Source organism: Candidatus Halobonum tyrrellensis G22, from assembly GCF_000495475.1.
Taxonomy (GTDB): domain Archaea; phylum Halobacteriota; class Halobacteria; order Halobacteriales; family Haloferacaceae; genus Halobonum; species Halobonum tyrrellense.
The window spans coordinates 100,315-124,019 of sequence record NZ_ASGZ01000037.1; the positions used below are offsets into that span (position 1 = coordinate 100,315).

Below are 23,705 nucleotides of genomic sequence, written 5' to 3' on the forward strand. Positions count from 1 at the left end.
TCAACGGACAGTCGCGCCAAGGTGGCAGAGTTCGGTCAGACGCGACGGCCTGCAGAGCCGTTCTACGCCGGTTCAAATCCGGCCCTTGGCTTCTTTTCGGCCCATCGTCGAGGTCACGACGGGGAGACACGTCGTCGCGACGCCCCGCGTCGCTCGGCCAGTACTCTTCGGGTACTACTATGTGCACACTGAGAGAACCTCAGACCGTGAGCCGCGAGCCATCCCCCCTCGGCGTCGACGGCAGGACGGGCGAGCCCTCCCCGTCGGCGCGGACCGGCCGGCGGCAGCGGTGGTGAGCCCGCTGTTGGAGCGGAAGCCCGGCGATTCGCTCGCGGCTATCCGCGGGTCGTACGACGCTCAGCCCGACCCCGAGTTCGTCGCGACCGACCGTCGGAGCGACGGCGCGACACCGAACACGAACACGACGATGATATCCACGACCACGACACCGACGACGCACCTGCGCGACGAGCACCGGCCGACGAACCACCGGCGGCGGACGACCGCCCCCGGGTGGACGCGATGAGCGGTGGCCACCCCGGACGCGCGGTGGTGCTCGCCTCGGGCGGGATGGATAGCGCCACCGCCGCGGCCGTGGCGCGCGAGGCGGGGTACGACCTCCACCTGTTACACACGTCGTACGGCCAGCGGACGGAGACGAAGGAGTACGAGTGCGCGAGCGCGCAGGCGGAGGCGTTCGACGCGGCGTTCCGCCAGCTCACGACCGACCACCTCTCGGCGGTCGGCGGGTCGTCGCTGACCGACGAAGGGGTCGACGTCGCGGACGCGGACCTCGAGAGCGACGAGGTGCCGAGTTCGTACGTCCCGTTCCGGAACGCGAACCTGCTGTCGATGGCCGTCTCGTACGCGGAGGCGCACGACTGCGACGCGGTGTTCGTCGGCGCCCACTCGGAGGACTTCTCGGGTTACCCCGACTGCCGGCCGGCGTTCTTCGAGGCGTTCCAGCGCGTCGTCGACGTCGGCACGAAGGAGGGTACCGACATCGCCATCGAGGCGCCGTTCACGGAGTGGTCGAAGACCGACATCGCCGAGCGGGGGTTGGAGCTCGGCGTGCCGTACGACCTGACGTGGAGCTGTTACCGCGACGAGGCGCCCGCCTGCGGAACCTGCGACGCGTGCGCGTTCCGGCTGCAGGCGTTCCAGCGGCTGGGCGAACGCGACCCGATCGACTACGCCGAGCGGCCCGACTACACCGAGCCGTAGCGTTGGGGCGGACGGTCGACCCGGGTCAGGACCGGTCGGTCCCGTGGCCCCGCCGGCTCTCCCCGTCGGCTCCGTCGGGTTCGGTCACACGCAGGATGTCCTTGACGTGGACGAACCCCAGTGGACGCTCGCCCGCCTCGTCGAGTACGAGATACCGGGTGTACGTCCCCTCGGCGGCGACCGACCGCAGTCGGTCGAACGGCATCGAGGCGGGCACCGTCTTCACGTCGGGACGGGGGGTCATCACCTCGCCCGCGAGCGTGTCGCCCAGGTCGAACACGCTCTCGATCATCTCACCTCGTCGAGGTCGATCTGGCCGGTCTCCTGCGAGCGGGTGAGGATCATCCGGATCTCCTCTTCGGTGTGGGTCTCGCCCGACTCGGAGGCGGGCCGGACGCCGAACAGGCGGGTGAACCAGTTAGCGGTGCCGTTGAACACGACGATCCCGGGCACGAACAGGTATAGAACGCCTTCATCGGTGCCGCGACCAGAAGCGAGATGCGCGCCGCCTCTTGGATGGCGAACGTCTCGGGCGCGAGTTCGCCGAAGACGACGTGGAGGAACGTGATGAAGCCGAACCCGAGCGCGACCGAGACGACGTGGAGCGAACTCTCGGGGAGGTACGCCCCGAGCACGGGGTCGATCAGCGCCGCGACGGCGGGGTCGCCCACCCAGCCGAGTCCGAGCGAGGAGAGGGTGATCCCGAGTTGGCTGACCGCGAGGTAGCCGTCGAGGTTCTCGACGGCGTCTTGGACCGTGCTCGCACCGGGCTTGCCGTCCGCGACGAGTGCGTTGACCTGCGTCGGGCGGATCCGGACGAACGCGAACTCGGCGGCGACGAAGAAGCCGTTCATGAACACCAAGAAGAGCGCGAAGACGAGGCCGCCGACCGACGCGTCGGTCGGAGCGGGCGCGCCGACGACTCGGGTTACGACCGCGGTCCGATCCCACTACCTCTATGGCCGCGGCGGGTTGAGTGCCGACGTGAGCGACACGGACCCGACCGAGTGGGAGTATCGCTGTCTGCGGCCGCCCCGCGAGGAGACGAAAAAGGAGGTGAGCGACCCGACCGCGGATCTCAACGAGTTGGGCGCGGTGGGGTGGGAACTCGTCGACACGCTCGACTACACCGGCGGCGGAACCAAGTTCCTCGTGTTCAAGCGGCCGTCGTCGGCGTCCGCGTCGGTGGAGTCGCCCCTGGAGGGGGATCTGGTGGATGAGTGACGGCGGTAACGGCGATGAAGGCGGCGACGAGCGGGGGCAGATATCGACGGGGAACACGATGGCGGAGCGGACCGGCGGGGGGTGGCGGCTCAACCTCCTCTTGGAGGTCGACCGGCTGCTGTTGACCGCGGGGCTGGCGCTCGTCATCTTCGTCGGGTTCATGCTGTTCGCGGTGGCGGTCGACCCGTCGCTCCAGTCGGAACTGTCGTCGGCCGACACGGTCGAGACGATGTTCTCGACGATGATCAGCGTCCTCGTCACCGGCGCGACGCTGGTCGTCACGATCAACCAGTTGGTGCTCTCACAGGAGAACGGCCCGCTGGGCGACCAGCGCAAGCGGATGAGCGACGCGATGGACTTCCGGACGTACTCGAGAGACCTGCTCGGGGGCGTCGTCCCGGCGGACCCCTCGGCGTTCCTCCGCGCGTTGATCGAGGAGGTGGAGCGCCGGGCGGAGGCGGTCGACCGGGTGGTCGCAGACAGCGACGACGACGAACTCGAAGCCCAGGTCGGGGAGTTCATCGACAGCATCCACGGCAACGCGCAGGCGGTCGAGGACGAACTCGAAGGGTCGAGTTTCGGCACGTTCGACGTGCTGTCGGCGGCGCTCGACTTCAACTACTCGTGGAAGATCTACCAGGTCGAGCGGCTCAGCTCCGACTTCGAGGACGAACTCGACGAGGGCCAGCGGCGGGCGTTCGACGACCTCCGCACCTCGCTGGCGATGTTCGGTCCCGCCCGCGAGCACATCAAGACGCTGTACTTCGAGTGGGCGCTGGTCGACCTCTCGCAGTACATCATCTACGCCGTGGTGCCGGCGCTCGTCGTCGCGGGCGGAATGTTGGGGTTCGTCGGCGGCGAGACGTTCGGTTCCGCGCGCTTCCTCGGTCTCCCGGTGGTCACCTGGGTCGTCGGCGTCGCCTTCACGATCACGCTGATCCCCTTCCTGGTGTTCCTCTCGTACATCCTCCGGATCGCCACCATCGCCAAACGGACGCTCGCCATCGGCCCGCTCATCCTCCGCGACTCCCAGCGGTAGGCGGGCGTCCCGGCTCCGCCGGCACCCGGTGCCCGTCGCCCGGACCGACCGCGCGTACCGGCCGGCGGACTCGACCGACGGGTCGGAGCGGGGTACCGACGCGGCTCGCGACGGCGAGGCCGGCCGGGAGTTACAGTTCGAACTCGGCGAGGGCGTCGCGGTCGAGTTCGATCCCGTGGCCCGGCCGGTCGGGGAGGTCGATCACTCCCTCCTCGGGGGTGAGCGGCGTCTCGATCACGTCGTCGAACACCTTCACGTCGGAGTCGCGGTGGAAGTACTCCACCCAGGTGCCGTTCTCGCTGGCGGCGACCAGATGAGCGTGCAGATCCCAGTTGTAGTGGGGGGCGACGGGCACGTCGTAGCTCGCGGCGGTGTGTGCCACTTTGAGCCACTCGGTGATCCCGCCACAGACCGTTGCGTCCGGCTGGACCACGTCCACCGCGCCCGCCCGCAGGAGTTCCGCGAAGCCGTACCGCGAGAACTCCAACTCGCCCGCCGCGACCGCGTAGTCGAGCGCGTCGTTGACTTCCGCCATCAGCGAGACGCTGTCGGGCATCACCGGCTCCTCCACGAAGTAGGGGTCGTACGCCGCGATCCGCCGGCAGGTTTCGAGCGCCTCGGGTTTGTTCCGCCACGCGCCGTTGGCGTCGACCATCAGCGTGGTCTCGTCGCCGACGGCGTCGCGGACCGCGGCCACGCGCTCCTCCTCCGCTGCGGGCGAGAGCCGGCCGACCTTCATCTTGACCGCGTCGTGGCCGCGCTCGACGTACGTCTCCATCTCCGCGCGCAGCGCCTCGGTCCCCTTCCCGTCGCGGTAGTAGCCGCCGCTGGCGTACGCGGGCACCGCGTCGCGGTACGCGCCGAGGTACTTGTACAGCGGCGCGTCGGCCGCCTTCGCCGCGATATCCCACAGCGCGATGTCGACGATAGCGATCGCACGCACCACCGCACCCTTCCGACCGATCTGGACCGTCCCGTCGAACATCTCGCGCCACAGCCGCTCGGTGTCGCGGGGGTCCTCCCCCTCGACTATCGGCGCGAGCAGGTCCGTCACCGCGTCGGCGACGAGGTGGGAGCCGCCGTAGCCCAGCGTGTACCCCAGCCCCTCGATACCGCCGTCGGTCCGGACGTACGCGACTGCGTGGTCGCGCTCCTCGACGGTGCGCGTGGCGAACGACACCGGTTCCTCCAGCGGGATCGACGCCGCGAGACTCTCGACTTCCGTGATCTGCATGGTCGAGCTTGGAACGCCTGTGATAAATCGTTACGTATGGCGGCGCGGCGCGTGCCGACACGGTTTACTCGCCGCCTCGTCCACCTCCGGTATGCGATTTCCGGACGCGGAGACGGTCGACGCGGTGCTCGACGCACCCGCGCTCCCGCGGTTCGCGTCGGTCCGTTACGAACCCGAGACGCCCGAACTCGCCGACCCCGCGGCGGCCGCGCGCGCGGAACTCGACGCGCTCCCGCTGTCGGACGTGCCGGACGGCGGGCGCGTCGCGGTGGGGCTGGGGAGCCGCGGCATCCACGACGTCGTCCCGGTGGCGCGCGCTGTGGTCGACGAACTGGCCGAACGGGGGTTCGAGCCGTTCGTCGTGCCCGCGATGGGGAGCCACGGCGGCGCGACCGCCGAGGGACAAGTCGAGACGCTCGCGGGCATCGGGCTGACCGAGGAGGCGCTCGACTGCCCCATAGACGCGCGGATGGACACCGAGATTCTGGGGGAGTCGGCCGTCGGCGCGCCGGTCCCCTTCTCGACCGCGGCGCTCGAAGCAGACGGGGTCGTCGTCGTCAACCGGGTGAAGGCGCACACCAACTTCTCGGGCGAGTTCGAGAGCGGGCTGACCAAGATGGCGACCGTCGGCTTGGGCAAACAGCGGGGCGCGAACGCGGTCCACGAGCGCGCGCTGGCCGAGGGGTACGTTCCGACGCTTTCGGCCGCACTCGACGTGATCCGCGCGGAGGCGCCGCTGTTAGGCGGGGTCGCGATAGTCGAGAACTTCTACGACCGCACCGCCGAACTCGCGGGCGTGCCCGCCGCCGCCCTCCCCGACGCGGAGGCGCCGCTTCTCGAGCGCGCGTACGAGTACATGCCGACGCTGCCGTACGACGACCTCGACGTGTTGGTGGTCGACCGCATCGGCAAGGACGTGTCGGGCGCGGGGATGGACACCAACGTGATCGGCCGGTACAGCGTGCTCAACGCCGACGACCCCGAGACGCCCGACGTCGACCGGATCGTCGTCCGCGGGCTGACGGAGGCGACCCACGGCAACGGCAACGGGATCGGTCTCGCCGACGTGACCACCCGCGCGGTCGCCGAGCGACTCGACCTCGACCAGGTGTACACCAACGCGCTCACCAGCGGGTCGCTCTCGAAGGCGAAGCTCCCGGTGGTGCTCCCCGACGACGAGCGGGCGCTCGCGGCCGCACTGTCGACGATAGGGACGTACGACCCCGGGACGGTGCGGGTGGCGTGGGTCCGCGACACGGGTCACCTCTCCGAGTTCCGCGTCTCGGAGGCGCTCGCGCGCGACCCGCCCGCGGGGGTCGTCGTCGACCGGTGGGAGGCGCTGACGTTCGACGCCGGCGAGCCGTCGTTCGACCCCGTCGCCGAGAGAGACCCGGACGCGGACGGCGGCGAGGAGTAGCCGAGCGGCGCCGACCCCGGCGACCGCCTCCCGCGAGGGTGTCGCCGCTCCGGCGGTCGAACACGCGGACGCCGTTGAGTTCGACGCCGAGCGCTCAGCGGACGACGTCGGCGGAGACCGAACCCACCCGGTCGACCTCGGCGCGGACCGAGTCGCCGGGTTCGACCGGGTGGGCGCCGGGGGTACCGGTGGATATCACGTCGCCGGGTTCGAGCGTCATCACGCGCGAGTGGAACGCGACCAGTTCGCGCGGGGAGAAGTGCATGTTCGCGACCGTATTCCGCGACTCGACGGTGTCGTTCACCACGGTCCGGACCTCGACGTCGTCGAGCGAGTCGTCGGCGTCGGGTTCCGGAACGGCCAGCCGCGGGCCGAGCACGAGGAACGTGTCGTAGCTCTTCGCTCGCGTGAGGAATCGCGGGTTCCGCTGGAGGACGTCCTCGGCGGTCATGTCGATCACGGGCGCGAACCCCGCTATCACGTCGTCGACCTCGCTCTCGTCGACGTTCCTGCAGGTGCGGCCCACCACGACCGCGAGTTCCGCCTCGGCGGTCACCCGTTCGGACTCCGCGGTCGGCGGCAGACGGACCGGGCCGCCCGGCCCGGTCGCCGCGGTGGCGGGTTTGAAGAAACTCGCCGGCTCATCGGGGGGCGCTTCCGAGAGGTCGGCGGCGTGGTCGGCGTAGTTCAGCCCGATGCCGAACAGTTTGCCGGGGTCGCCGAGGAACGGGCCGAACGACTCCGCCTCCCACGCGGTCCGCGCCGCGGGGAGGCTATCGACGCCGCGGAGACCGTCGGTCGCGTGCGCGAGCGCGTCGCGGACGCTCCCCGCATCGGGGTAGGCTGCACTCAGCGGGACGAACCCCCCGTCGTCGCCGACCACCGGCCGGCCGGCCGCGCTCCGCGCGAGATAGCGCATCTACGCGCCCCCCGCTGGACCGCTCGGACGCCCGCGCTCGTCGGGTTCGTGCCTCTCGGTCGCGCCGGAGTCGACTGGCTCCATGGCCCTACCCGGGGGCGTCCGTTATTGAACGTTCGTGCCGGACGCTGCCGCCGGGGCGGGTCGACCCGGGGGACTCCCCGGGTGGGGCGTCGAGTTCGCGAGTCGGTCGACCGACGGCCCCGCTGTGGCCCGGCGGCTCAGAGGTTCGACGCGCCCGACCCGCCGTCGATGGGGATGGCGACGCCGTTGATGTAGCCCGAGGCGGGCGACGAGAGGAACGCGACGGTGTTGCCGAGTTCGATCGGGTCGCCGATCCGACCCAGCGGGATGTCGCTCCCGCGCGCCTCCAGCCCCTCCTCGTAGGAGTCGTACTCGCCGCGTTCGACCGACTGCTCGACGAGTTCCTCGATGCGTGAGGTCTCGTGTGCGCCGGGCAGCACCGCGTTCGAGCGCACCTCGGGGGCGAGCTCCTTCGAGAGCGTCTTCTCTAACCCGATGACGCTCATGCGCACGGAGTTCGACAGCACCAGGCTGTCGATGGCCTCCTTCACGCTCCGGGAGGTGATGTTGACGATGGTGCCGCCGCCGTCGGCGCGGAGGTGGTCGGCCGCCTCCCGCACCAGACGGACGACGCTCATCACCAGCAGGTCGTACGCGTGATACCAGTCGTCGTCGTCCGTCTCGAGGAACGGCCCGCTGGGCGGCCCGCCCGCGCTCGTGACGAGGTGGTCGAGCCCGCCGAACTCGTCGACGGTCCGCTCGACCAGCGCCTCGACCGCCGCTTCGTCGGTCAGGTCGGCGGGCTGGCCGACGACGGTCGCGCCCTCGGCCGCCTCGGCGCTCACCGCCTCGACCGCCTCCTCCAGCGCCTCCTCGTCGCGACCGTTCATCACGACGTTCGCGCCCTCGCGCGCGAGCGCGAGCGCGCTCGCTCGCCCGAGGCCGCTGCTCGATGCCGTCACCAGCGCCGCGTTCCCCGCGATGTCGTAGTCCACGCCGACCCACTCGGGATCTGTGACCTAAAGTCCTGCTACGCCGGCGCGTCCGCCCGCTTCACCGTCCGAAACGCCCGTCGACGCGCCGTCCGCTACCGCCCTCCGGTTCGTCGCCCGCTCACCGCCGCCCGCGGTCGGCGAGCGCGTCGGCGTTGACCGTCGACTCGGGCAGGCCGCCCTCGTACACCGTCCGGACGTTCTCGGCGGCCGCCCGGCTCATCCGCGCGAGCGCCTCGTCGGTGACGCCCGCGACGTGAGGCGTGACGACCACGTCGTCGCGGCCGAACGGCGGGTCGTCGGCGTCCGGCGGCTCCGGGTCGAACGTGTCGAGTCCCGCGCCCGCGAGCTCCCCCCGGTCGAGCGCGGCCGTCAGCGCCTCGGCGTCGACGACGCCGCCGCGGGCGGTGTTGACGAACACGCCGTCCGGTCCGAGCGCCGCGAGTTCGTCGGCGCCGACCAGCCCCTGGGTCTCGTCGGTCAGCGGGGTGTGGACCGAGACGGCGTCCGCCCGCTCGAAGAGGGCCGCGAGCGTGTCGACCGGCTCGACTCCCGCGGGCGTCTCGCCGGCCGGGACGTACGGGTCGTACGTCAGCAGGTCCACGTCGAACCCCGCGAGTACGCGCGCCGTCTCGGCGCCGATGTCGCCGACCCCGAGTAGACCGACCGTCTCGCCCGCGAGCTCCGACCCCGCGAACGCGCCGCGGTCCCACCCGCCGTCGCGGACGTGCGCGTCCGCGGGGACGAGGCGACGCTTCACCGCCAACAGGAGCATGACCGCGTGTTCGGCGACCGCCCGCGCGTTGACCCCGGGGGTGTTACAGACGGGGACCCCGTTGCGGGTCGCGGCGTCGACGTCGACGTTGTCGACGCCCGCGCCGTGGTTGGCGACCACCTTCAGGTTCGTCGCGGCGTCGAGCAGGTCGGCGGGCACCTCGAACAGGCGGACGACCATCGCGTCGAACCGGTCGGCGTCGGCGACCAGGGCCGCGCGGTCGGCGTACGCGCCGTACCGGGTGAACGACGCGATGTCGGCGATCGACTCCGGGCCGACCGGGTCGATGTCGTCCGGGAGCAGGACCGCCCAGCGCTCGTCGGTCGCGTCCATGTCCCCTCCTCGCATACCCGAGGAAAAACGGTGTCGCCGCCCCGGGAGGGGGAGCGCACCGTCGCGGCGTCTTCGAGAAAGTAACGGTTAAACGCGGGGCGTACGGTCCTCCCTGTATGCAACGACGCGCCGCGGCGGTCTACATCGCGTTCTTCCTCGTGGTGGGGGCGGCGTCGCTCACGCTCGTCACGACCGCCACCACGCCGGAGTTCTCGATGGAGAACCCCGACCAGACGCTCCAGGCCAACGACACGTTCACCGTCGGCGGGACGGAGTACGCCGTCAGCGAGATCACCGCCGAGGCGGACGAGGAGGGCGTCTCGCGGTCCGGGACGATCGCGTGGACAAACGAGACGACGATCTACACCGAGGAGTGGGACAACCAGTCGACGGTGCGGTGGGCCGACGCCAACTGGACCGTCTCGATACCCAACGAGACCAACACGTCCCAGTTCACGCTCGTCGAGAACGTGAGCCGGACCGCCATCCTCGAAAACGACTCCAGCGTGGCCAACCAGACGACGACCGTCGACGGCGTCGAGTACGTCGTCCGGATCGACAACGGGAGTCGGACGCTGGTCGACGCCTCGGAGTACTTCGACGACCCCGAGACCGAGCAGTTCGAGGTGGGGAACGAACTCGTCTACAACGCCAACGAGACGACGGTGACGAGCGTCACCGCCAACGGCAGCGTGACGCTGACGTGGCGGGCGCCGATGGACAACGAGGTGACCGTCGACGACCAGACGAACGTCACCCTCGGCGACACCACCTACCTCGCGAGCTTCCCCGACAACTCGACGCTCCAACTGTCGAGCGACCACGCACCCTACCGGGAGTTCCAGGAGGAGACCACCCACTTCACCGACCAGACGAACGGGCTGTGGGGCGTCTCGATTCTGAGTTTCCTCTCGGTCATCTTCCTCGCCGGACTGGCGTACATGCCCTCGCGGTACTGAACGCGCCGGTCCGTCCCGCCGCTCTCGCGCCGCGTTCTCTCCTCCGGTCTCCGACCCCTGTTTCGCAGTTCGTTCCTTGTTTCGTTCCTCACGTAGTCGCGCGTCGACTCGGGGGAACGGGAGTTCGATCCACGCGTGCGGCGTTCTGACCCGCACGCGTGGATCGTAGCCGGTCGGACGTGACCCGCCCCGTGCCCCGCTGAAGCCGCCGGCTACAGTACCGCGAGCGAGGCCGGAGACCGAGCGAGCGGCTTTTCGAGCGTCACAGGATCGCGAAGCGATCCCGTTAGCAGTTGGATTCCGGAGAAATCCAACAGCATCGACGGGTGCGACGGGAGTCACGCGAGCGAGCGACGTGAGCGAGTGTGACCCAGCGAGACCGACGGTCTCGCGGAGTCGGGACCGTGAGCGACCGGAGGGAGCGAACGGGCGCGACGGGATTCGAACCTCGGTCGTTCCGTTCGGTTCACTCACTCCACTCCCTGCTTCGAATCCCCGAACGCCGTTCGCGCGACGCGGCTCCTCGCTCCGCTCACGCCGTTCGCTCCGCTCGTCGCGGTGCGTCGCACAGAAGCGGGCGCGACGGGATTCGAACCACCTGCACTTCGCTCGCGTCCGCTCGCTCGTGCCGTAGTTCGAATCCCGTGCCCGCTGTCGTCACTCGCTAGCGCTCGTGACAGCCAGCGGGCGCGACGGGATTCGAACCCGCGACCGTCGGATGGCTCCCCCCGACGGCGGTGCCGCCGCGGTTAGAAGTCCGACGCTCTATCCGGACTGAGCTACGCGCCCTCGGTCGTCCGAAGCGGCGGGGGGAGGAAAAAGACCCGGTTAGCCGGTCGTCCCGGTCGCGGGGCCGCGCGTCGCGGTCACACCGCTCGTCGGGTGAGCGCGGGCCGTCCCGCAGGATTTACGGCCGCAAGCGGCGAAGCTTCGTCGATGCGCGTAATCGGAACCGTCGGCCTGCCGGGTAGCGGCAAGGGCGAGGTCGCGACGGTCGCCGCCGAGGAGGACGTCCCGGTCGTTACGATGGGCGACGTCATCCGCGAGGAGTGCGAGCGCCGCGGTCTCGACCCCGCCGAACACCACGGCGCGGTGGCGAAGACGCTCCGCGAGGAGGAGGGTCCCGCCGCCATCGCCGACCGGACCGTCCCGCGGGTCGAGTCGGCCGCCGACGCCGGCGCCGACGTGGTCCTCGTCGACGGCCTGCGCTCGACGGTCGAACTCGACCGGTTCCGCGAGCGGTTCGGCGACGGGTTCCTCCTCGTCGCCGTCGACGCGCCGTTCGAGGTGCGCGCCGAGCGACTCGGCGCGCGCGGCCGCGACGACTCGGACTTGGATGCCGAGTCGCTGCGCGACCGCGAGGCGCGCGAACTGGAGTTCGGGATGGCCGACGTCATCGACGCCGCGGACGTGACCGTCGACAACACCGACTCGCTGACGGCGTTCCGGACGCGCGTGCGCGACCTGCTCGCCGACGCCGCCGACTGCGCGTTCGACCCGGAGTCGGACGACGCGACCGACGGGACCGGAGCCGGGACCGACGACGCGCCGGAGGCGACCGAATGAGCGCGAACACGCGGGTGTACAGCATCGACGCCCGCATCGAGGTCCCGGTGTACGACACCGAGGTGACCGACCGGGTCGCCGACGCCGTCGGGAACCTCTTCCCGAACGCCGACACGAGCCAAGAGCCCGGAAAGCTGGTCGCCGAGACCCACACGCTCGACCCGTTCTCCGACAAACTCCACGAACAGGAGATACTCGACACCGCCCGCCGGGAGTTCGACCGGGACGCGCGCGCGGACGGGTTCTCGTTCAAGCTGAAGAAGCAGGCGGCCCTCCAGGGCGTCGTCAACTTCGCGGTGGGCGACCCGGACGAACTCGGCGACATCGAGGTGGACGTGGTGGTCCGCGAGCCGTCGGTCGCCGAGTACGTCGACCACATCGCCCCGCCGACCCAGGACGGCCGGCCGGTCGACCCCGACTCGAACGCCGACCGGCGGTAGCCACGGTCGTCCGGCCGTCGCGTCGCGTCCGCCCGGTCGTCCCGTCCGCCCCGTCGTCGCCTCCGACCCGCCTACGCCACCTGCCACGACCGGACCGTCAGCTCCCGGTCGGCGCCGGCCGGACAGACCACGACGCCCGTCGCGGTGTTCGTCGCGGGCACGTTCTCGAACTCCACCTCGGTCGACACGCTCCCGCAGTCGACTGCGACCGTCGCAGTCGAGAGGCCCGTCCCGCCGTGGTTGGTGAGCGCGACCCGGACGAGGTCGGTGCCGTTGTCGGTGGCCGTCGCGCCCGCCACCTCGACGGTCGGCGGGGCGGTCTCGGGGGTCGTGACCGCGCTGTACGCCAGAAACACCAGCAGCGCGGCCGTGATCACGACGCTCGCGATCAGCACCGTCCGCTCGACGGCGAGTACGGAGTGGGTCACCTCGTCGGCCGCCTCCGCGGCGGAGTCGGGCGCCGCCTCGCGCGCCCGCTCGGCGCCGCCGCCGATCGGGTCGACCCCCCCGTCGTCCGCGTCGCCGCCGGTCCGGTCGGCGTCGGCCGTCTCGTCGGTTCCCGCCGGGTCGTCGCGGTCGTCCGCCGGGTCGTCGCGGTCGTCGCTCACGACAGCACCACCCCCGCGCCCGCGGCGCCGATACTCGCGGGGAAGCCGAGCACGACCGTCTGGCGCACCCACATCGCGTGCGACGTCTCGGTGAACGCGCCGAACCCGGCGAGCAGGAGCGCGGCCGTCGCGAGCGCGAACACGTACGCGGTGCAGGTCAGCCCGACCCGTCCGCGCCACGTGCTCTCGCCGAGCCGGCGGTCCTGCCCGCGAAACTCGACGGTGTACAGCGTGAGGTAGCCCGTGCCGAGGCTGACGAGCGCGATGGCGAACAGCCGCCACCAGTTCATCCGGTTGGCCATCACGAGCACCTCCTGGGTCGGCGCGATGGGGAAGCAGATGAACAGCGCGCCGGCGACGAACGCGAGCGCGCGGGTGTCCTCGCGGTCGCCGACGATGGGGTCGTCGTCGCCGCCCGACAGCAGCGTGTCCGCCACCGCCGCGCCCAGCGCGTACGGCACCGTGAGAAACAGCGTCCGGCGGACGATCAGGGTGAGCGAGTCGCCGAACGACAGCATGCCGAGCAGCCACAGCGCCACCAGGCTGGTGAGGAGCCCCTGTAACAGCACCTCGGCGAAGTCGGTGAGTTCGCCCAGCCCGTACGGCCGGTCGTGCGCTTCGGTCCCCTCGCGGAACCCGATGGCCTGCGAGGCGAGGTAGACGAGTATCACGCCCGCCGTCGAGTACGCCAACACCCCTTCGGCCGACAGCGACTGCCCGAGCCACCAGATCTCCTGGGTGTACGTCGCCGTCACGCCGAGGACGAACAGCGCGCCCACGATGCCGCGGCCCTGTTCGCGAAGTTCGTCCGCGAGCGCCTCCTCCATGCCCGCACGTCACCCGGGGGTTTGAAAAACCCTCTCGCCGGTCGCCTGCCGACTCCGTCCCGTCCTGTCCCGTCCCGCCCCGTTACCGGCTACCGCACGCGGTCGGCGTCGGGACGGTGTCGGGCCGGCGTCGCGCGGTCCCCGGCCGACGGCACGGGTGCGTGCGCGCTCGGCTCGCACCCCCGACCGTTCACGTGAACACGAGCACCGCGGCGAAGAGGACGACCACCCCGAGCACGTCACAGACGTTCGTGACGACGGGGATCACCACGTCGTCGGGGTCGAGCGAGAGACGGTAGGCGACGTACGTCGCCGCGAGCGTCACCGCCACCGCGAGCACGGCGAGCACCACGCCCGCCGAGGAGGCCACCACCACCACCGTCGTCGGCGCGAGCGTCGTCGTCCCGACGAACGACGCGAGCGTCCACGCGCCCAGGCCGACGACCGGGAACAGCGTGGCCGCGAGCGCCACCGTCGCCACGGCGTTGCCCGCGAGTTCGTCGTCCGCCGGCGAGAACGACAGCGTGCCGAGGTGGAACGCGGTCGAGAGCCGCGAGGCCAGTATCGACCCGAGGTTGCCCGCGGTGCCGATGGTCACCGGCACCAACACGAGCAGCGACGGCGACGCCAGCAGCCGCCGTTCGAACGAGCCGAGCACCAGCCCGGAGCCGAGTTCGACCAGCGTCAGCCCCACCAACACCGGGAGCGTCGCGCGGGTGATGGCGCGGACGCTCCAGTCGGTCGCCATCTACCCCGCCCCCCCGACCAGCCCGACCAGCGCGAGCGTCGCCCGCACCGCAAGCAGGAGGAACACGACGCCGAACACGTCGCCGGTCGTCGTCACCACCGGCCCCACGAGCGTGTCGGGGTTGCGCCCGCGACGGTAGCCCGCGAAGACGACGACGACGACCACGACGGTGAGCGCCACCCCCGAGAGCAGGCCGGCGACCAGCGCGACCGACAGTAGCGTCGCGAGCGGCGCGACCGGCCGCCCGAGCAGACGGAGCAGCACGGCCGCGCCGACCGCGGCGAGCGCCGACGCGAGCAGGCCGTTCGCCAGCGCGGCGCTCGCGGCGGCCCGGAGGCGTTCGTCGCCCGCGTCGACCCGCGGTTCGACCAGCCCCTGGTGGAGTCCGGTCGACAGGCGCGCGCCGAAGCTCCCGTACACGTTCCCCCGGGTGGCGAGGAGCGCCGGCACCAACACGAGCAGTCCCTCGACCGCACGCAGTTCCGCGCGCATCCCCCCGAGCACGACGCCGGCGAGCAGGCCGCCGACGAGGCTGGCCGCCAGCGCCGGCAGCGCCTCGCGGTACGCATCCCGCGCCACGTCGACGGTGCCCATGGGGGGAGGACGCGCGCCCCCCTCAAAAGTCGGGCGTGTCGGGCGCGCCGCGCGTGGCGGTGTCGACACGGGAGCGCGTGCGAGTCGGTTACACGACCGACGCGCCCTTATCCTCGCTCTCCCTCCCCGCGGACGTGAACCAGCCTCGGGTGCTGTTGACGAACGACGACGGCATCGACTCGCCGGGTCTCGCGGCGCTGTACGACGCGCTGCGCGCGGTCGCGGACGTGACCGCCGTCGCGCCCGCGGACGACCAGTCGGGGGTGGGCCGGTCGCGGTCGGACGCGGTCGACGTCGACGACCACGAGTGGGGGTACGCGGTCCACGGCACGCCCGCCGACTGTGCGGCGTGGGGGCTGCGCGCGCCCGTCTTCGACGACGAGTTCGACCTCGTGGTGTCGGGCTGTAACCTCGGTCCCAACTGCGGGGAGTACCTCATCGGCCACTCGGGCACCGTGGGCGCGGCCGTCGAGGCGGCGTTCCTCGGCACCCCGGCGGTCGCCGTCTCGGCGTACCACCGCGAGGAGTTCTTCCCCCCCGACGAGGTGGGGTTCGACGCGCCCGCGGCGGTCACCCGCGATCTGGTCGACCGGCTCCCCGACTCGGGGGTGTTCCACGCCGCCGACTACCTCAACGTGAACGCGCCGATGACCGACGCGGGCGAACTCCGCGTGACCGAACCGCTCGCGGACTACTCGGTCGAGGTGCGCGAGGCGACCGCCGACGAACGCGAGGCGGGCGGCGGCGCGTGGCGCCTCGACAACGACTACTGGGCGCGGCTCGACCAGTCGGACCGCTACCCGACGCTCGAACGCGTCGGCGAGACGTACCCCGGCTGGTCCGACCGCGGCGCGGTCGTCGACGGCGACGTCAGCCTCTCGGCGATGCGCGTCCCCCAGGAGTCGGTCCACGCGCCCGCCATCGACGAACTCGTCGCGGCGTACAACGGCCACCACGCGCCCGAGACCGCCGCGGACGACTGAGACCCGAGAAACTACGCCGCCGTCGCGTCGTCGCCGAGCACCGCGACCACGCCCGTCAGCAGGACCGCGAGCGCCATCGCGGCCGCGAGCAGGCCGAACGCGGGGGCGAACCCGCTGGCGTCGGCGATCACGCCGACGACCGCCGGCGAGAGCGCGCCCGCGCCCATCAGGAGCGTGCGGACGACGCCGAGGCCGCCGCCCGCCACCTCGTCGGGGATGACGGCGGTGAGGTACGCCCCGCGGACGGGCCGGAAGCCGTGGCTGCCGAGACCGAACGCGACGACGACGGCGCCGAGGACGACCGGGCCGGCGGCGCCGACGACGAGCAGACCCGCGATGCCCGCGGCCGCGAGCGCCAGCGTCGCGCCGATCACCCGGAGGTGACCCACCCGGTCGGAGAGGTCGCCCGTGACGAGTTGGACCAGGCTGACGACGAACAGCCCGCTGTACAGCAGGTTGGCCGTCTCGGTGGGGAGGTCGCCGACCGCGACCAGGAAGGAGGGAAGGAACGCGACCGCGCCGTTGTAGCCGAACGAGAAGCAGAGCGTCACGAGCACGAACAGCGCGAACCGTCGGTCGCGGAACAGCGCGAGGTACGCGCCCGCGGGCGTCCCGCCCCCGTCGGCGTCGGTCGGCGTCGGCGGCACCCGCCGGGGGACCCGCGCGAGCACGGCGGCCGCGAGACCGACGCCCGCCAGCCCGCCGGCGAGAAACAGCGCGTGCCAGTCGGCGACGTCGGTGAAGAGGACGACCGCCGCGGGCGCGGCGACGCCGCCGAACGCGCCCAGCGTGTCGAGGACGCCGAGCGCGCGGCCCGTCCGCGCGGGGTACGTCCTCGAGAGCAGGCGGACCGCGACCGTCTTGTGCGCGCCCGTCCCCAGCCCCACGAGCACCATCCCGCCGACCAGCGCGAGGAACCCCGCGGGGACGGCGCCCGCCCACGGCAGCGCGAACACCGGCCCGCGCGGGACGGGTACGACCAGCCAGAGCGCCCCCGCGGCGGCGACCAGCCCCCCGCCGACGATGACCTTTGTCGCGCCGAGTCGGTCCGCGAGCGCGCCCGAGGGGAACTGCATCAGCGCGTAGACGGTCATCATCACGGTGTAGGCGGTGCCGAGCAGCGCGTTCGACACGCCGAACTCCACCCCGAACCGCGGGAACAGCGGGGGGAACGCGTATCGGAGGAACTTCGCGAGGAACCACACCAGCGCCGTGAGCGCGAGCGCGTCGTACTCGCTCAGCCGACCCAGTCGCGCGGCGACTCCCATCGTCCGCCCGTCGACGCCCCCGGTGAAAAACCGACTGAAAGGGGCGGTTCGGGCGGTGGACCACGGGCGGTGGTTCACCCGGGCGGGCGACCGGCCGCGGCGCCCGCCGCGCCGCTCGCCAGCGCGATGGGTTTACTTCTCCCCCGGTGTTCGCGAACGCATGGACGAACGGACCGCGTTCCGGGCGCTGTTCGCCTACCTCCGGCGAACGGCGGGGGGGAGTCTGCGCACGGTCGTCCGGTACGACCGCGAGAGCTACCAGGTGCTGTACGGCGCGGACGCGCTGTCGACGTACACCGACGACGAGATGGGAGCGTTCGTCGACGACTTCCGGGAGGAACACGCCGCCGACCGCCGGCGCGAGCGGATGTACGACGTGGGGTCGCTGGAGTCGACCGTGCGGCTGTTCGACGACACGGTCGTGCTCCACCTGTTGGGTGCCGACGACGTCGGCGTCGTGGTGTCGCTGTACCCCGAGGCGGCGAGCGACCTCTCGTCGTTCGTCGCCGGCTGTCACGAGCGACTGAGCGACTGCCCAGCGTTCGCGGGACCGGACGCGGCCGACTCGCCGGCGTCGAACGGGCCGGCCGACGCGGTCGACCCCGGGCCCGGGGGGCCGGGGTAGCTCCGGGGTGCGGCCGGCCCGGGGGCGGGCGGCGCGGGACCGACGACCGCGCGCCGCGGGCGGACCGACTCCCGCGGTTCGCAACCGGCTTATCCCGTCGCCACCGAGGTGTGTCCATGCAGTCCGGCGCGGCCGACGCCCTGCCGTTGGTCGGCGACGCCCTCCTCCGAGCGGCCCGGATCGCGGTCCTCGTCGGGGTCGGGGTGTTCCTCGCCAACGTCGCCGTCGAGTTCGGCGCCGTCGAGTGGTTCGCGGGGCTCTCGCGCTATCTGACCGGGCCGGCGAACCTCCCCGACGAGGCCGGCACCGCCGTCCTGACCACTGCGGTGTCGACGACAGCGGGCTACGGGATGCTCGCCGACTTCCGCGAGTCCGGCCGGCTCTCCGACCGCGCGACGCTGGTCGCGGTGACGATCAACACGTTCTTCGGCTTCTTCCAGCACGTGCTCACGTTCTACGTTCCGGTCCTGATCCCGGTGCTCGGCGCCCGCGTCGGCGTCATGTACGTCGGCGCGCGGGCGGCCATCGCGGCCGCCATCACGCTGACCGGCGTGGTCGGCGGCGCGGTCCTCCTCCCGTCGCCCGAGCGCCGGGCCGACGGGACCCCGGGCGACGACCCCGCGGACCCCGAACGCGCGGACGGCGGCACGGACGACGCGGCGGACGCGGGCGACGGACCGGACGGGAGGCGGGGGAGACTCCGGGCGGCCGCCGGGTCGACGCGGTCGACCGTCCGCCGGATCGTCCCGCGGCTGGTCGTCGTCTACACGCTGGTGACGCTGGTGGTCGCGTACGTCGACCTGGAGTCGCTGTCGAGCGCCGCGGGTCCGCTCGCGGAGGTGGCGGGCCTGCCCGCGGCCGCCGTCCCCGTCGTCGTCGTGTTCGCGTTCGACACGACCGCGGGTGCGGCGACCGTCGCGCCGATGGTGGGCGGGGCGCTGACCGCCGAGGGCGCCGTGGTGACGATGCTGCTGGGCGGGATCGTCTCCTTTGCGGTGTCGACGTTCAAGCGGTCGATCCCGTTCCAGTACGGCGTCTGGGGACCCGCGTTCGGGTCGAAGGTGGTCGCGCTCAACACCGTACTGAAGGTGGTGTTCATCTCGATTGCGGTGGCGTTCTTCCTGGCGTGACCGACGCGGGCGACGGAACGATGCGGGTAACAGAATGGCGCGGGCGACGGAACGGCACGAGAAACGGAACGGCGGGGCCGACGCGAGCGCGGCGTCGGACTCCCCGGCGGCCCTACCGCGTCTCCAGTTCCCGTTCGAGGTCGCGCAGCCGTTCGACGCGGTTCTCGGTGCTGGGGTGGGTGCTGAACAGTTTGCCGATGAACCCGCTGCGGATCGGGATGACGAAGAACGCGTTCATCTCGGAGGTCTCCCGGAGGTCGTCCTGGGGCACGCGGTCCATCCCGCTGTCGATGGTCACGAGCGCGGACGCGAGCGCGCCGGGTTTACCCGTGATCGCCGCCCCGCCGCGGTCGGCGGCGTACTCGCGGTAGCGCGAGAGCGCGCGGATCAGGAAGAAGGAGACGACCCAGACCACGAGCGACGCCGCGATGGCGACGAGCACGCCGCCGTTGTTGCGGTCGCGGCCGCCGCCGAAGAACGCGCCCCAGCGGACGACCATGAACGCGATGGTCGAGAGGAACGACGCGATGGTCATCACCATCACGTCGCGGTTCTTCACGTGCGCGAGTTCGTGTGCGAGCACGCCCTCCAACTCCTCGTCGTCGAGGGTGCGGAGCAGGCCCGTCGTGACACAGACCGCGGCGCTCTTCTGCGAGCGGCCGGTCGCGAACGCGTTCGGCATCCGCTGGTCGGCGACCGCGACTTTCGGCTTCGGGAGGTCCGCCTGCTGACAGAGGCGGGTGATCTTCCGGTGCAACTCGGGGTACTCCTCCTCGCTCACCTCCGTTGCGCCCATCGAGTAGAGCGCGAGTTTGTCGCTGAAGAAGAACTGCGCGAGCAGGAACGGGACCATGAGGATCAGGAACCCGCTGTAGCTCGTCTGCGACATGATCGCCGCGAAGACGACGTAGAGGGCGAACAGGAGGAACATCGTGAGGAACATGCGGCCCCGCAGGCCCCAGTCCGTCTTCCACTGCATGGGTCGTCCTACTCGCCTGGCGGGTTAAACGCTGTCGTGACACGCGGTCCCGGAACCGGGATCCGTCGTCGGACGAGGGACTTATTCGATGGGGAGTTTCAGTCCCGGTGTGGTCGCTACACTCCTCCTCGTCGGTCTCGGGGTCGCGGTGTTCGTCGGGTTCAACATCGGTGGCTCCTCGACGGGCGTCGCGTTCGGCCCGGCGGTCGGGAGCGGCCTGCTGTCGAAACTCGCGGCGGCGGCGCTGATGACCGGGTTCGCGTTCGCGGGCGCGTGGACGGTCGGCCGCGGCGTCATCGAGACGATGGGCGGCCGGATCGTCCCCTCCTCGGAGTTCACGCTGGTCGCGAGCGTCGGCGTCCTCTTCTTCGTCGGTCTCGCGCTGCTCATCTCCAACACGTTCGGCGTCCCCGCCTCGACGTCGATGACCGCGGTGGGCGCCATCGCGGGGCTGGGGGCGGCGACGAACTCGCTCAACTCCGAGGTGATGCTCCGGATCGTCGGGTGGTGGCTCGTCTCGCCCGTCATCGCCTTCTGGGTGTGTGCGATGATCGGCCGGTACCTCTACCCGTATCTCGACGCCGCCTTCCCCATCGACCGCACCGCGGGCGGCGTCGTCGACGTGGCGGTCGACGGCGGCGTCCCCCGGATCAGCCGCGCGCCGAACACGTCGCGGAGCGAACTGCTCGGGACGGTGCTCGTCGTCGCCATCGCCTGCTACATGGCGTTCTCCGCGGGCGCGTCCAACGCCGCCAACGCCGTCGCGCCGCTGGTGGGCAGCCCCGAAGCCAACCTCTCGGCGGACCTGGGGATCGTCATCGCGTCGGGAGCGATCGGTCTCGGCGCGTTCACCATCGCCCGGCGCACGCTCGATACGGTCGGCAACGACCTGACCGACCTGCCGTTGCTCGCGGCGCTGATCGTCGAACTCGTCTCCGCGAGCCTGATCGCGTTCCTCTCGTACATCGACATCCCCGCGTCGCTCGCCGTCTCCGCGACGATGTGTATCGTCGGTCTCGGCTGGGGGCGCGCCACCCGGACGACGAGCGTCGGCGACGCCGTCCACGGCGAGCGCCCGGAGGTGTCGGTGAACGCCCTCGCCGCCGAGGGCGAAGCCGACGGGTCGGTGCCGGACGTCGGCGAGGAGGAGGAGGACGAACTGCTCGCGGACGACCTGTTCAACCCCGGCACCACCGGCCGGGTCATCTTCTTCTGGATGCTCACCCCGTCGCTGTCGTTCGCGGCCTCCTACGCGCTGTTCTCGCTCGCGCCGGTGTGAGTCACACCCGCGTCTCCGGGGTCGACCCCGGCCGAACGTGGGGACCCGCCCGGCGGGGTACCGACCCGGTCGCGACCCTCGGAGCGGCCGATCTCGGGGACGTGAAACGCCGTTTTGGCGGGCCTAAAGAGCTTGTGGCGCCGAATTCATCCGGATCGAGATAGCAACATCTAATGGGGCGGCATCCGAAGTCGAAGACGAGATGCCCACGGTCGAATACCTAAACTACGAAGTACTCGACGACCACGGCTGGTCGATGGACGACGACGACCTCTTCGGCGAGGCGGCCGACGCCGACCTTGACGCGGAGGACTACGGCACCCTCGACGTGAACGAGGGCGAGTACATCCTCGAAGCCGCCGAGGCGCAGGGGTACGACTGGCCGTTCTCCTGCCGCGCCGGCGCGTGCGCGAACTGCGCAGCCATCCTCAAGGAGGGTGGGATCGACATGGACATGCAGCAGATCCTCTCGGACGAGGAGGTCGAGGAGAAGAACGTCCGGCTGACCTGCATCGGGTCGCCGACGGCCGACGAGGTCAAGATCGTCTACAACGCGAAGCACCTCGACTACCTCCAGAACCGCGTCATTTAGACCGCAGTGTACGACGCTCGTTAGACGAGCGCACTGTCACACGGGATCGTACTCATATGATCCCTCGAATGTTCGGCAGACAGCGGCTTTGCTGTCTGTTTTCCTCGGCAACCTGACCGCGGTCAGAATCGCGTATCGTCTTCGACGGAGCGATTCCGATCTAGGGACCATCCAGTTCGAGCGCGCGCGAATCGACGCAGGTTCCCCGTGTCGTCACAACCAGTTTCCGCTGACGTATTCGAGGGTGACGTCGGACTGTTCGAGGTACTGTGTCATCTCATGGACGATGTCTCCGACCTCGCGCGCGGACAGCGTCTGCTCTCTCTGGTAGAGGACCCCGACCATGTGCTCGATCTCCAGTTCGGTGAAGAAATCGTCGTCTTGCGTGAGAACTATCCGGTCGTGTTCGCGGGCGTACCGAGCTATCGCTTCGTCCTCGGCACCGAGTCCGAGTTCCGCGACCTCGTCGAGTCGTTCGACATCGTGGTCGAGCTTTCGGAGGTAGTTGACCGTCGCACGCTCGACGTTCTCGTCCGCGAGGATACGGTACGCCATCAGCCGCGGATGTCGTCCGGATCGGTCGTCAGGTGTTCGTGATCCTCGATAGCAGCCTCACGCTGCCGTTCGACAGCTCGCATCTCCTCTGGATGGTCGTGGTAGTATGTGAGCGCCCGGTACACATCGGCCACGTCGACGTCGTGACGATCCGCAACCGTCCGTGGGTCTAGACCACGACTCTCGACCTGCGTTTTGATGAATTGAACCGTGATTCGCCGGCCTTCGAGGTGTGGCTCGTCGTGTAGTTCCTGCACAATTCGCCGCGTCACCTGACTCATACACTCTCTTCGCCGCCGTTGTACTTGAATATCAGGACGACTGGACTGCAGCCAGTCCCGCGTCGTCTAAGGGTTCGACGTGGCCGGGCGGCCGGTCCCGCCCAGCACCGCGCGTACCGTTCCCGATTCTTCGGCGCTCACGGACGTCGAGACGCGCGGCCGTCGATCCGGGTTCGCTACCGGCTCGCGGTCAGCGCCGGAGGTCCAGCCCCGTCACCTCGTCGCGGAACGCGCTGCGGTCGTCGGTCGCGCTCGCCCACGCGTCGGTGTCGAGGACGGGCGTCGCGGCCCGCTTCCGGTCGAACCCCTCGTCGAACACCTTCATGTACACCTCGCCGACGAACACCGTCGCCCTGTTGAGGTGGCCGGCGACGACCGACCCGTCCGGGCGGGCGAGCACCGCGTGGGTGTGCGCGTAGCGGACGGGGTCGCCGTCGGTCCCCACGGCCGCGACGTTGCCGATACAGGAGGCGACCTCCATCGGTTCGTCGACGTACGTCGGCCCGTACTGGAGGTCCTCCTGGTCGTAGAACCACACCTCCGCGTCCCGCACGCCGCCGACGGCGGTGAACCACGCGCCGTCGGCGCCGACCGCCTCGGCGACGGTCTCGATCTCCGCCCGCCAGTCCTCACCCGCCTGGAGCGTCGCCACGTACTCGGCGGCGGTGTCGACCTCCCGCACCTGCACTCCCTCGTTCGACGCGCCCGTCGCGTTCGCTATCGTGTCGTTCGGCTGACTCTGCGTCACGCTCGCATCTGTGGAGTATCCGAATTTAATTATACGTTAACTTCACACCACGAAGTGTTAGATTGGTACGCGAGTAGTGTGTACGATCCGGTACAACCCGGTGTGTCGCGGGACCGCTCGGCGGGTGGAGCCGCCGGGAGTCACCGCCTCCGGTTATCAGCAGTCGCGAACCGGAGCTGAAGCGTTATCCCGTCGGCCCGCGTTCGCCGACGTGACACTCCCGACCATGCGCACGACGCTCCCCCGCCGCGCCCGGACGCCCGGACCGGGCGCCCCGAGACGCACCGGTCCCGCCACCGACCCCGGCGCCCGACGCCGGGGCGCGGCGTCGCCGACCCGCCC

General features: G+C 70.9%; 27 protein-coding genes, 2 tRNA genes and 1 pseudogene. 14 read left to right on the forward strand and 16 right to left on the reverse strand.

What is annotated here, in order from left to right:
- The first annotated feature begins 15 nt into the window (after positions 1-15).
- The 3 genes from K933_RS11550 to queC all read left to right on the forward strand — a co-directional run bounded on the left by K933_RS11550 (position 16) and on the right by queC (position 1,224).
- Positions 16-91, forward strand: a tRNA-Cys gene (locus K933_RS11550).
- Positions 92-292: 201 nt separating this feature from the next.
- Positions 293-526 (forward strand): hypothetical protein, encoded by a 234-nt coding sequence (locus K933_RS11555; protein WP_152529814.1) that lies wholly within the window; start codon positions 293-295, stop codon positions 524-526.
- A complete protein-coding gene (gene queC / locus K933_RS11560) occupies positions 523-1,224 on the forward strand; it encodes a 7-cyano-7-deazaguanine synthase QueC (RefSeq protein WP_049947826.1) in 702 nt (233 codons plus the stop codon). Before K933_RS11555 ends, queC begins: the two co-directional genes overlap by 4 nt.
- A gap of 25 nt (positions 1,225-1,249) precedes the next feature.
- Here the strand turns inward: queC and K933_RS19480 are convergent, their stop codons facing one another.
- Both K933_RS19480 and K933_RS11565 read right to left on the reverse strand, forming a co-directional pair.
- A complete protein-coding gene (locus tag K933_RS19480) occupies positions 1,250-1,516 on the reverse strand; it encodes a CBS domain-containing protein (RefSeq protein ID WP_394295679.1) in 267 nt (88 codons plus the stop codon).
- Positions 1,513-2,078, reverse strand: a pseudogene (locus K933_RS11565) (CNNM domain-containing protein). The gene K933_RS19480 and the pseudogene K933_RS11565 overlap by 4 nt, the downstream one beginning before the upstream one ends.
- 130 nt (positions 2,079-2,208) lie before the next feature.
- On the opposite strand from K933_RS11565, the gene K933_RS11570 reads away from it, so the two are divergent.
- Together K933_RS11570 and K933_RS11575 are read left to right on the forward strand one after the other, a co-directional pair.
- Positions 2,209-2,448: a hypothetical protein gene (locus K933_RS11570; protein ID WP_049947827.1), complete on the forward strand. Its 240-nt coding sequence runs from the start codon at positions 2,209-2,211 to the stop codon at positions 2,446-2,448.
- A complete protein-coding gene (locus K933_RS11575) occupies positions 2,441-3,487 on the forward strand; it encodes a hypothetical protein (RefSeq protein ID WP_049947818.1) in 1,047 nt (348 codons plus the stop codon). Before K933_RS11570 ends, K933_RS11575 begins: the two co-directional genes overlap by 8 nt.
- A gap of 130 nt (positions 3,488-3,617) precedes the next feature.
- Here K933_RS11575 and K933_RS11580 read toward each other — a convergent pair whose 3' ends face one another.
- Positions 3,618-4,721: a mandelate racemase/muconate lactonizing enzyme family protein gene (locus tag K933_RS11580; protein WP_023394919.1), complete on the reverse strand. Its 1,104-nt coding sequence runs from the start codon at positions 4,719-4,721 to the stop codon at positions 3,618-3,620.
- 91 nt (positions 4,722-4,812) lie between these two features.
- On the opposite strand from K933_RS11580, the gene K933_RS11585 reads away from it, so the two are divergent.
- Positions 4,813-6,138 carry a lactate racemase domain-containing protein gene (locus K933_RS11585; protein ID WP_023394920.1) on the forward strand — a complete coding sequence of 442 codons (1,326 nt, stop codon included), beginning with the start codon at positions 4,813-4,815 and terminating at the stop codon, positions 6,136-6,138.
- Positions 6,139-6,232: 94 nt separating this feature from the next.
- On the opposite strand, the gene K933_RS11590 is transcribed toward K933_RS11585, so the two are convergent.
- The 3 genes from K933_RS11590 to K933_RS11600 all read right to left on the reverse strand — a co-directional run bounded on the left by K933_RS11590 (position 6,233) and on the right by K933_RS11600 (position 9,181).
- A complete protein-coding gene (locus K933_RS11590) occupies positions 6,233-7,057 on the reverse strand; it encodes a fumarylacetoacetate hydrolase family protein (RefSeq protein ID WP_023394921.1) in 825 nt (274 codons plus the stop codon).
- A 221-nt stretch (positions 7,058-7,278) separates the two neighbouring features.
- Positions 7,279-8,076: an SDR family oxidoreductase gene (locus K933_RS11595; RefSeq protein ID WP_023394922.1), complete on the reverse strand. Its 798-nt coding sequence runs from the start codon at positions 8,074-8,076 to the stop codon at positions 7,279-7,281.
- Positions 8,077-8,194: 118 nt separating this feature from the next.
- Positions 8,195-9,181 (reverse strand): hydroxyacid dehydrogenase, encoded by a 987-nt coding sequence (locus K933_RS11600; RefSeq protein ID WP_023394923.1) that lies wholly within the window; start codon positions 9,179-9,181, stop codon positions 8,195-8,197.
- A 116-nt stretch (positions 9,182-9,297) separates the two neighbouring features.
- On the opposite strand from K933_RS11600, the gene K933_RS11605 reads away from it, so the two are divergent.
- On the forward strand, positions 9,298-10,140 hold the full coding sequence (locus tag K933_RS11605; RefSeq protein ID WP_023394924.1) for a hypothetical protein: 843 nt from the start codon (positions 9,298-9,300) through the stop codon (positions 10,138-10,140).
- Between the two features lie 684 nt (positions 10,141-10,824).
- Here the strand turns inward: K933_RS11605 and K933_RS11610 are convergent.
- Positions 10,825-10,929, reverse strand: a tRNA-Arg gene (locus K933_RS11610).
- Positions 10,930-11,076: 147 nt separating this feature from the next.
- On the opposite strand from K933_RS11610, the gene K933_RS11615 reads away from it, so the two are divergent.
- Positions 11,077-11,706 carry an AAA family ATPase gene (locus tag K933_RS11615; protein WP_023394925.1) on the forward strand — a complete coding sequence of 210 codons (630 nt, stop codon included), beginning with the start codon at positions 11,077-11,079 and terminating at the stop codon, positions 11,704-11,706.
- Positions 11,703-12,146 carry an RNA-binding domain-containing protein gene (locus K933_RS11620; RefSeq protein ID WP_023394926.1) on the forward strand — a complete coding sequence of 148 codons (444 nt, stop codon included), beginning with the start codon at positions 11,703-11,705 and terminating at the stop codon, positions 12,144-12,146. The genes K933_RS11615 and K933_RS11620 overlap by 4 nt, the downstream gene beginning before the upstream one ends.
- 71 nt (positions 12,147-12,217) lie before the next feature.
- On the opposite strand, the gene K933_RS11625 is transcribed toward K933_RS11620, so the two are convergent.
- The 4 genes from K933_RS11625 to K933_RS11640 all read right to left on the reverse strand — a co-directional run bounded on the left by K933_RS11625 (position 12,218) and on the right by K933_RS11640 (position 14,923).
- Positions 12,218-12,754: a hypothetical protein gene (locus K933_RS11625; protein ID WP_023394927.1), complete on the reverse strand. Its 537-nt coding sequence runs from the start codon at positions 12,752-12,754 to the stop codon at positions 12,218-12,220.
- Positions 12,751-13,581 (reverse strand): DUF2391 family protein, encoded by an 831-nt coding sequence (locus tag K933_RS11630; RefSeq protein WP_023394928.1) that lies wholly within the window; start codon positions 13,579-13,581, stop codon positions 12,751-12,753. The genes K933_RS11625 and K933_RS11630 overlap by 4 nt, the downstream gene beginning before the upstream one ends.
- Before the next feature lie 190 nt (positions 13,582-13,771).
- On the reverse strand, positions 13,772-14,329 hold the full coding sequence (locus tag K933_RS11635; RefSeq protein ID WP_023394929.1) for a magnesium transporter: 558 nt from the start codon (positions 14,327-14,329) through the stop codon (positions 13,772-13,774).
- A complete protein-coding gene (locus tag K933_RS11640) occupies positions 14,330-14,923 on the reverse strand; it encodes a magnesium transporter (RefSeq protein ID WP_023394930.1) in 594 nt (197 codons plus the stop codon).
- Between the two features lie 134 nt (positions 14,924-15,057).
- Here K933_RS11640 and surE point away from each other — a divergent pair, with 134 nt between their 5' ends.
- Complete coding sequence (surE, locus tag K933_RS11645) at positions 15,058-15,906, forward strand: 5'/3'-nucleotidase SurE (protein WP_049947819.1); 849 nt, start codon at positions 15,058-15,060, stop codon at positions 15,904-15,906.
- An 11-nt stretch (positions 15,907-15,917) separates the two neighbouring features.
- Here surE and K933_RS11650 read toward each other — a convergent pair whose 3' ends face one another.
- Positions 15,918-17,174 carry an MFS transporter gene (locus K933_RS11650; RefSeq protein WP_023394932.1) on the reverse strand — a complete coding sequence of 419 codons (1,257 nt, stop codon included), beginning with the start codon at positions 17,172-17,174 and terminating at the stop codon, positions 15,918-15,920.
- Between the two features lie 160 nt (positions 17,175-17,334).
- Between K933_RS11650 and K933_RS11655 the strand changes: the two genes are divergently transcribed.
- Both K933_RS11655 and K933_RS11660 read left to right on the forward strand, forming a co-directional pair.
- A complete protein-coding gene (locus K933_RS11655; protein ID WP_023394933.1) occupies positions 17,335-17,799 on the forward strand; it encodes a DUF7522 family protein in 465 nt (154 codons plus the stop codon).
- A gap of 116 nt (positions 17,800-17,915) precedes the next feature.
- Positions 17,916-18,929 carry a hypothetical protein gene (locus K933_RS11660; protein WP_023394934.1) on the forward strand — a complete coding sequence of 338 codons (1,014 nt, stop codon included), beginning with the start codon at positions 17,916-17,918 and terminating at the stop codon, positions 18,927-18,929.
- Positions 18,930-19,041: 112 nt separating this feature from the next.
- Here K933_RS11660 and htpX read toward each other — a convergent pair whose 3' ends face one another.
- The gene (htpX, locus tag K933_RS11665; protein WP_023394935.1) at positions 19,042-19,908 is read right to left on the reverse strand and encodes a zinc metalloprotease HtpX; all 867 of its coding nucleotides are present in this window, start codon (positions 19,906-19,908) and stop codon (positions 19,042-19,044) included.
- Positions 19,909-20,017: 109 nt separating this feature from the next.
- Between htpX and K933_RS11670 the strand changes: the two genes are divergently transcribed.
- Positions 20,018-21,187: an inorganic phosphate transporter gene (locus K933_RS11670; RefSeq protein WP_023394936.1), complete on the forward strand. Its 1,170-nt coding sequence runs from the start codon at positions 20,018-20,020 to the stop codon at positions 21,185-21,187.
- Between the two features lie 202 nt (positions 21,188-21,389).
- Positions 21,390-21,779 carry a ferredoxin Fer gene (fer, locus tag K933_RS11675; RefSeq protein WP_023394937.1) on the forward strand — a complete coding sequence of 130 codons (390 nt, stop codon included), beginning with the start codon at positions 21,390-21,392 and terminating at the stop codon, positions 21,777-21,779.
- Between the two features lie 213 nt (positions 21,780-21,992).
- On the opposite strand, the gene K933_RS11680 is transcribed toward fer, so the two are convergent.
- The 3 genes from K933_RS11680 to K933_RS11690 all read right to left on the reverse strand — a co-directional run bounded on the left by K933_RS11680 (position 21,993) and on the right by K933_RS11690 (position 23,303).
- Positions 21,993-22,334 carry a DUF5615 family PIN-like protein gene (locus K933_RS11680; RefSeq protein WP_023394938.1) on the reverse strand — a complete coding sequence of 114 codons (342 nt, stop codon included), beginning with the start codon at positions 22,332-22,334 and terminating at the stop codon, positions 21,993-21,995.
- Positions 22,334-22,615, reverse strand: coding sequence for a DUF433 domain-containing protein (locus tag K933_RS11685; RefSeq protein WP_049947820.1), 282 nt, complete (start codon positions 22,613-22,615; stop codon positions 22,334-22,336). The genes K933_RS11680 and K933_RS11685 overlap by 1 nt, the downstream gene beginning before the upstream one ends.
- A gap of 190 nt (positions 22,616-22,805) precedes the next feature.
- Positions 22,806-23,303 carry a PPC domain-containing DNA-binding protein gene (locus K933_RS11690; protein WP_080509268.1) on the reverse strand — a complete coding sequence of 166 codons (498 nt, stop codon included), beginning with the start codon at positions 23,301-23,303 and terminating at the stop codon, positions 22,806-22,808.
- Positions 23,304-23,705 lie beyond the last annotated feature (402 nt).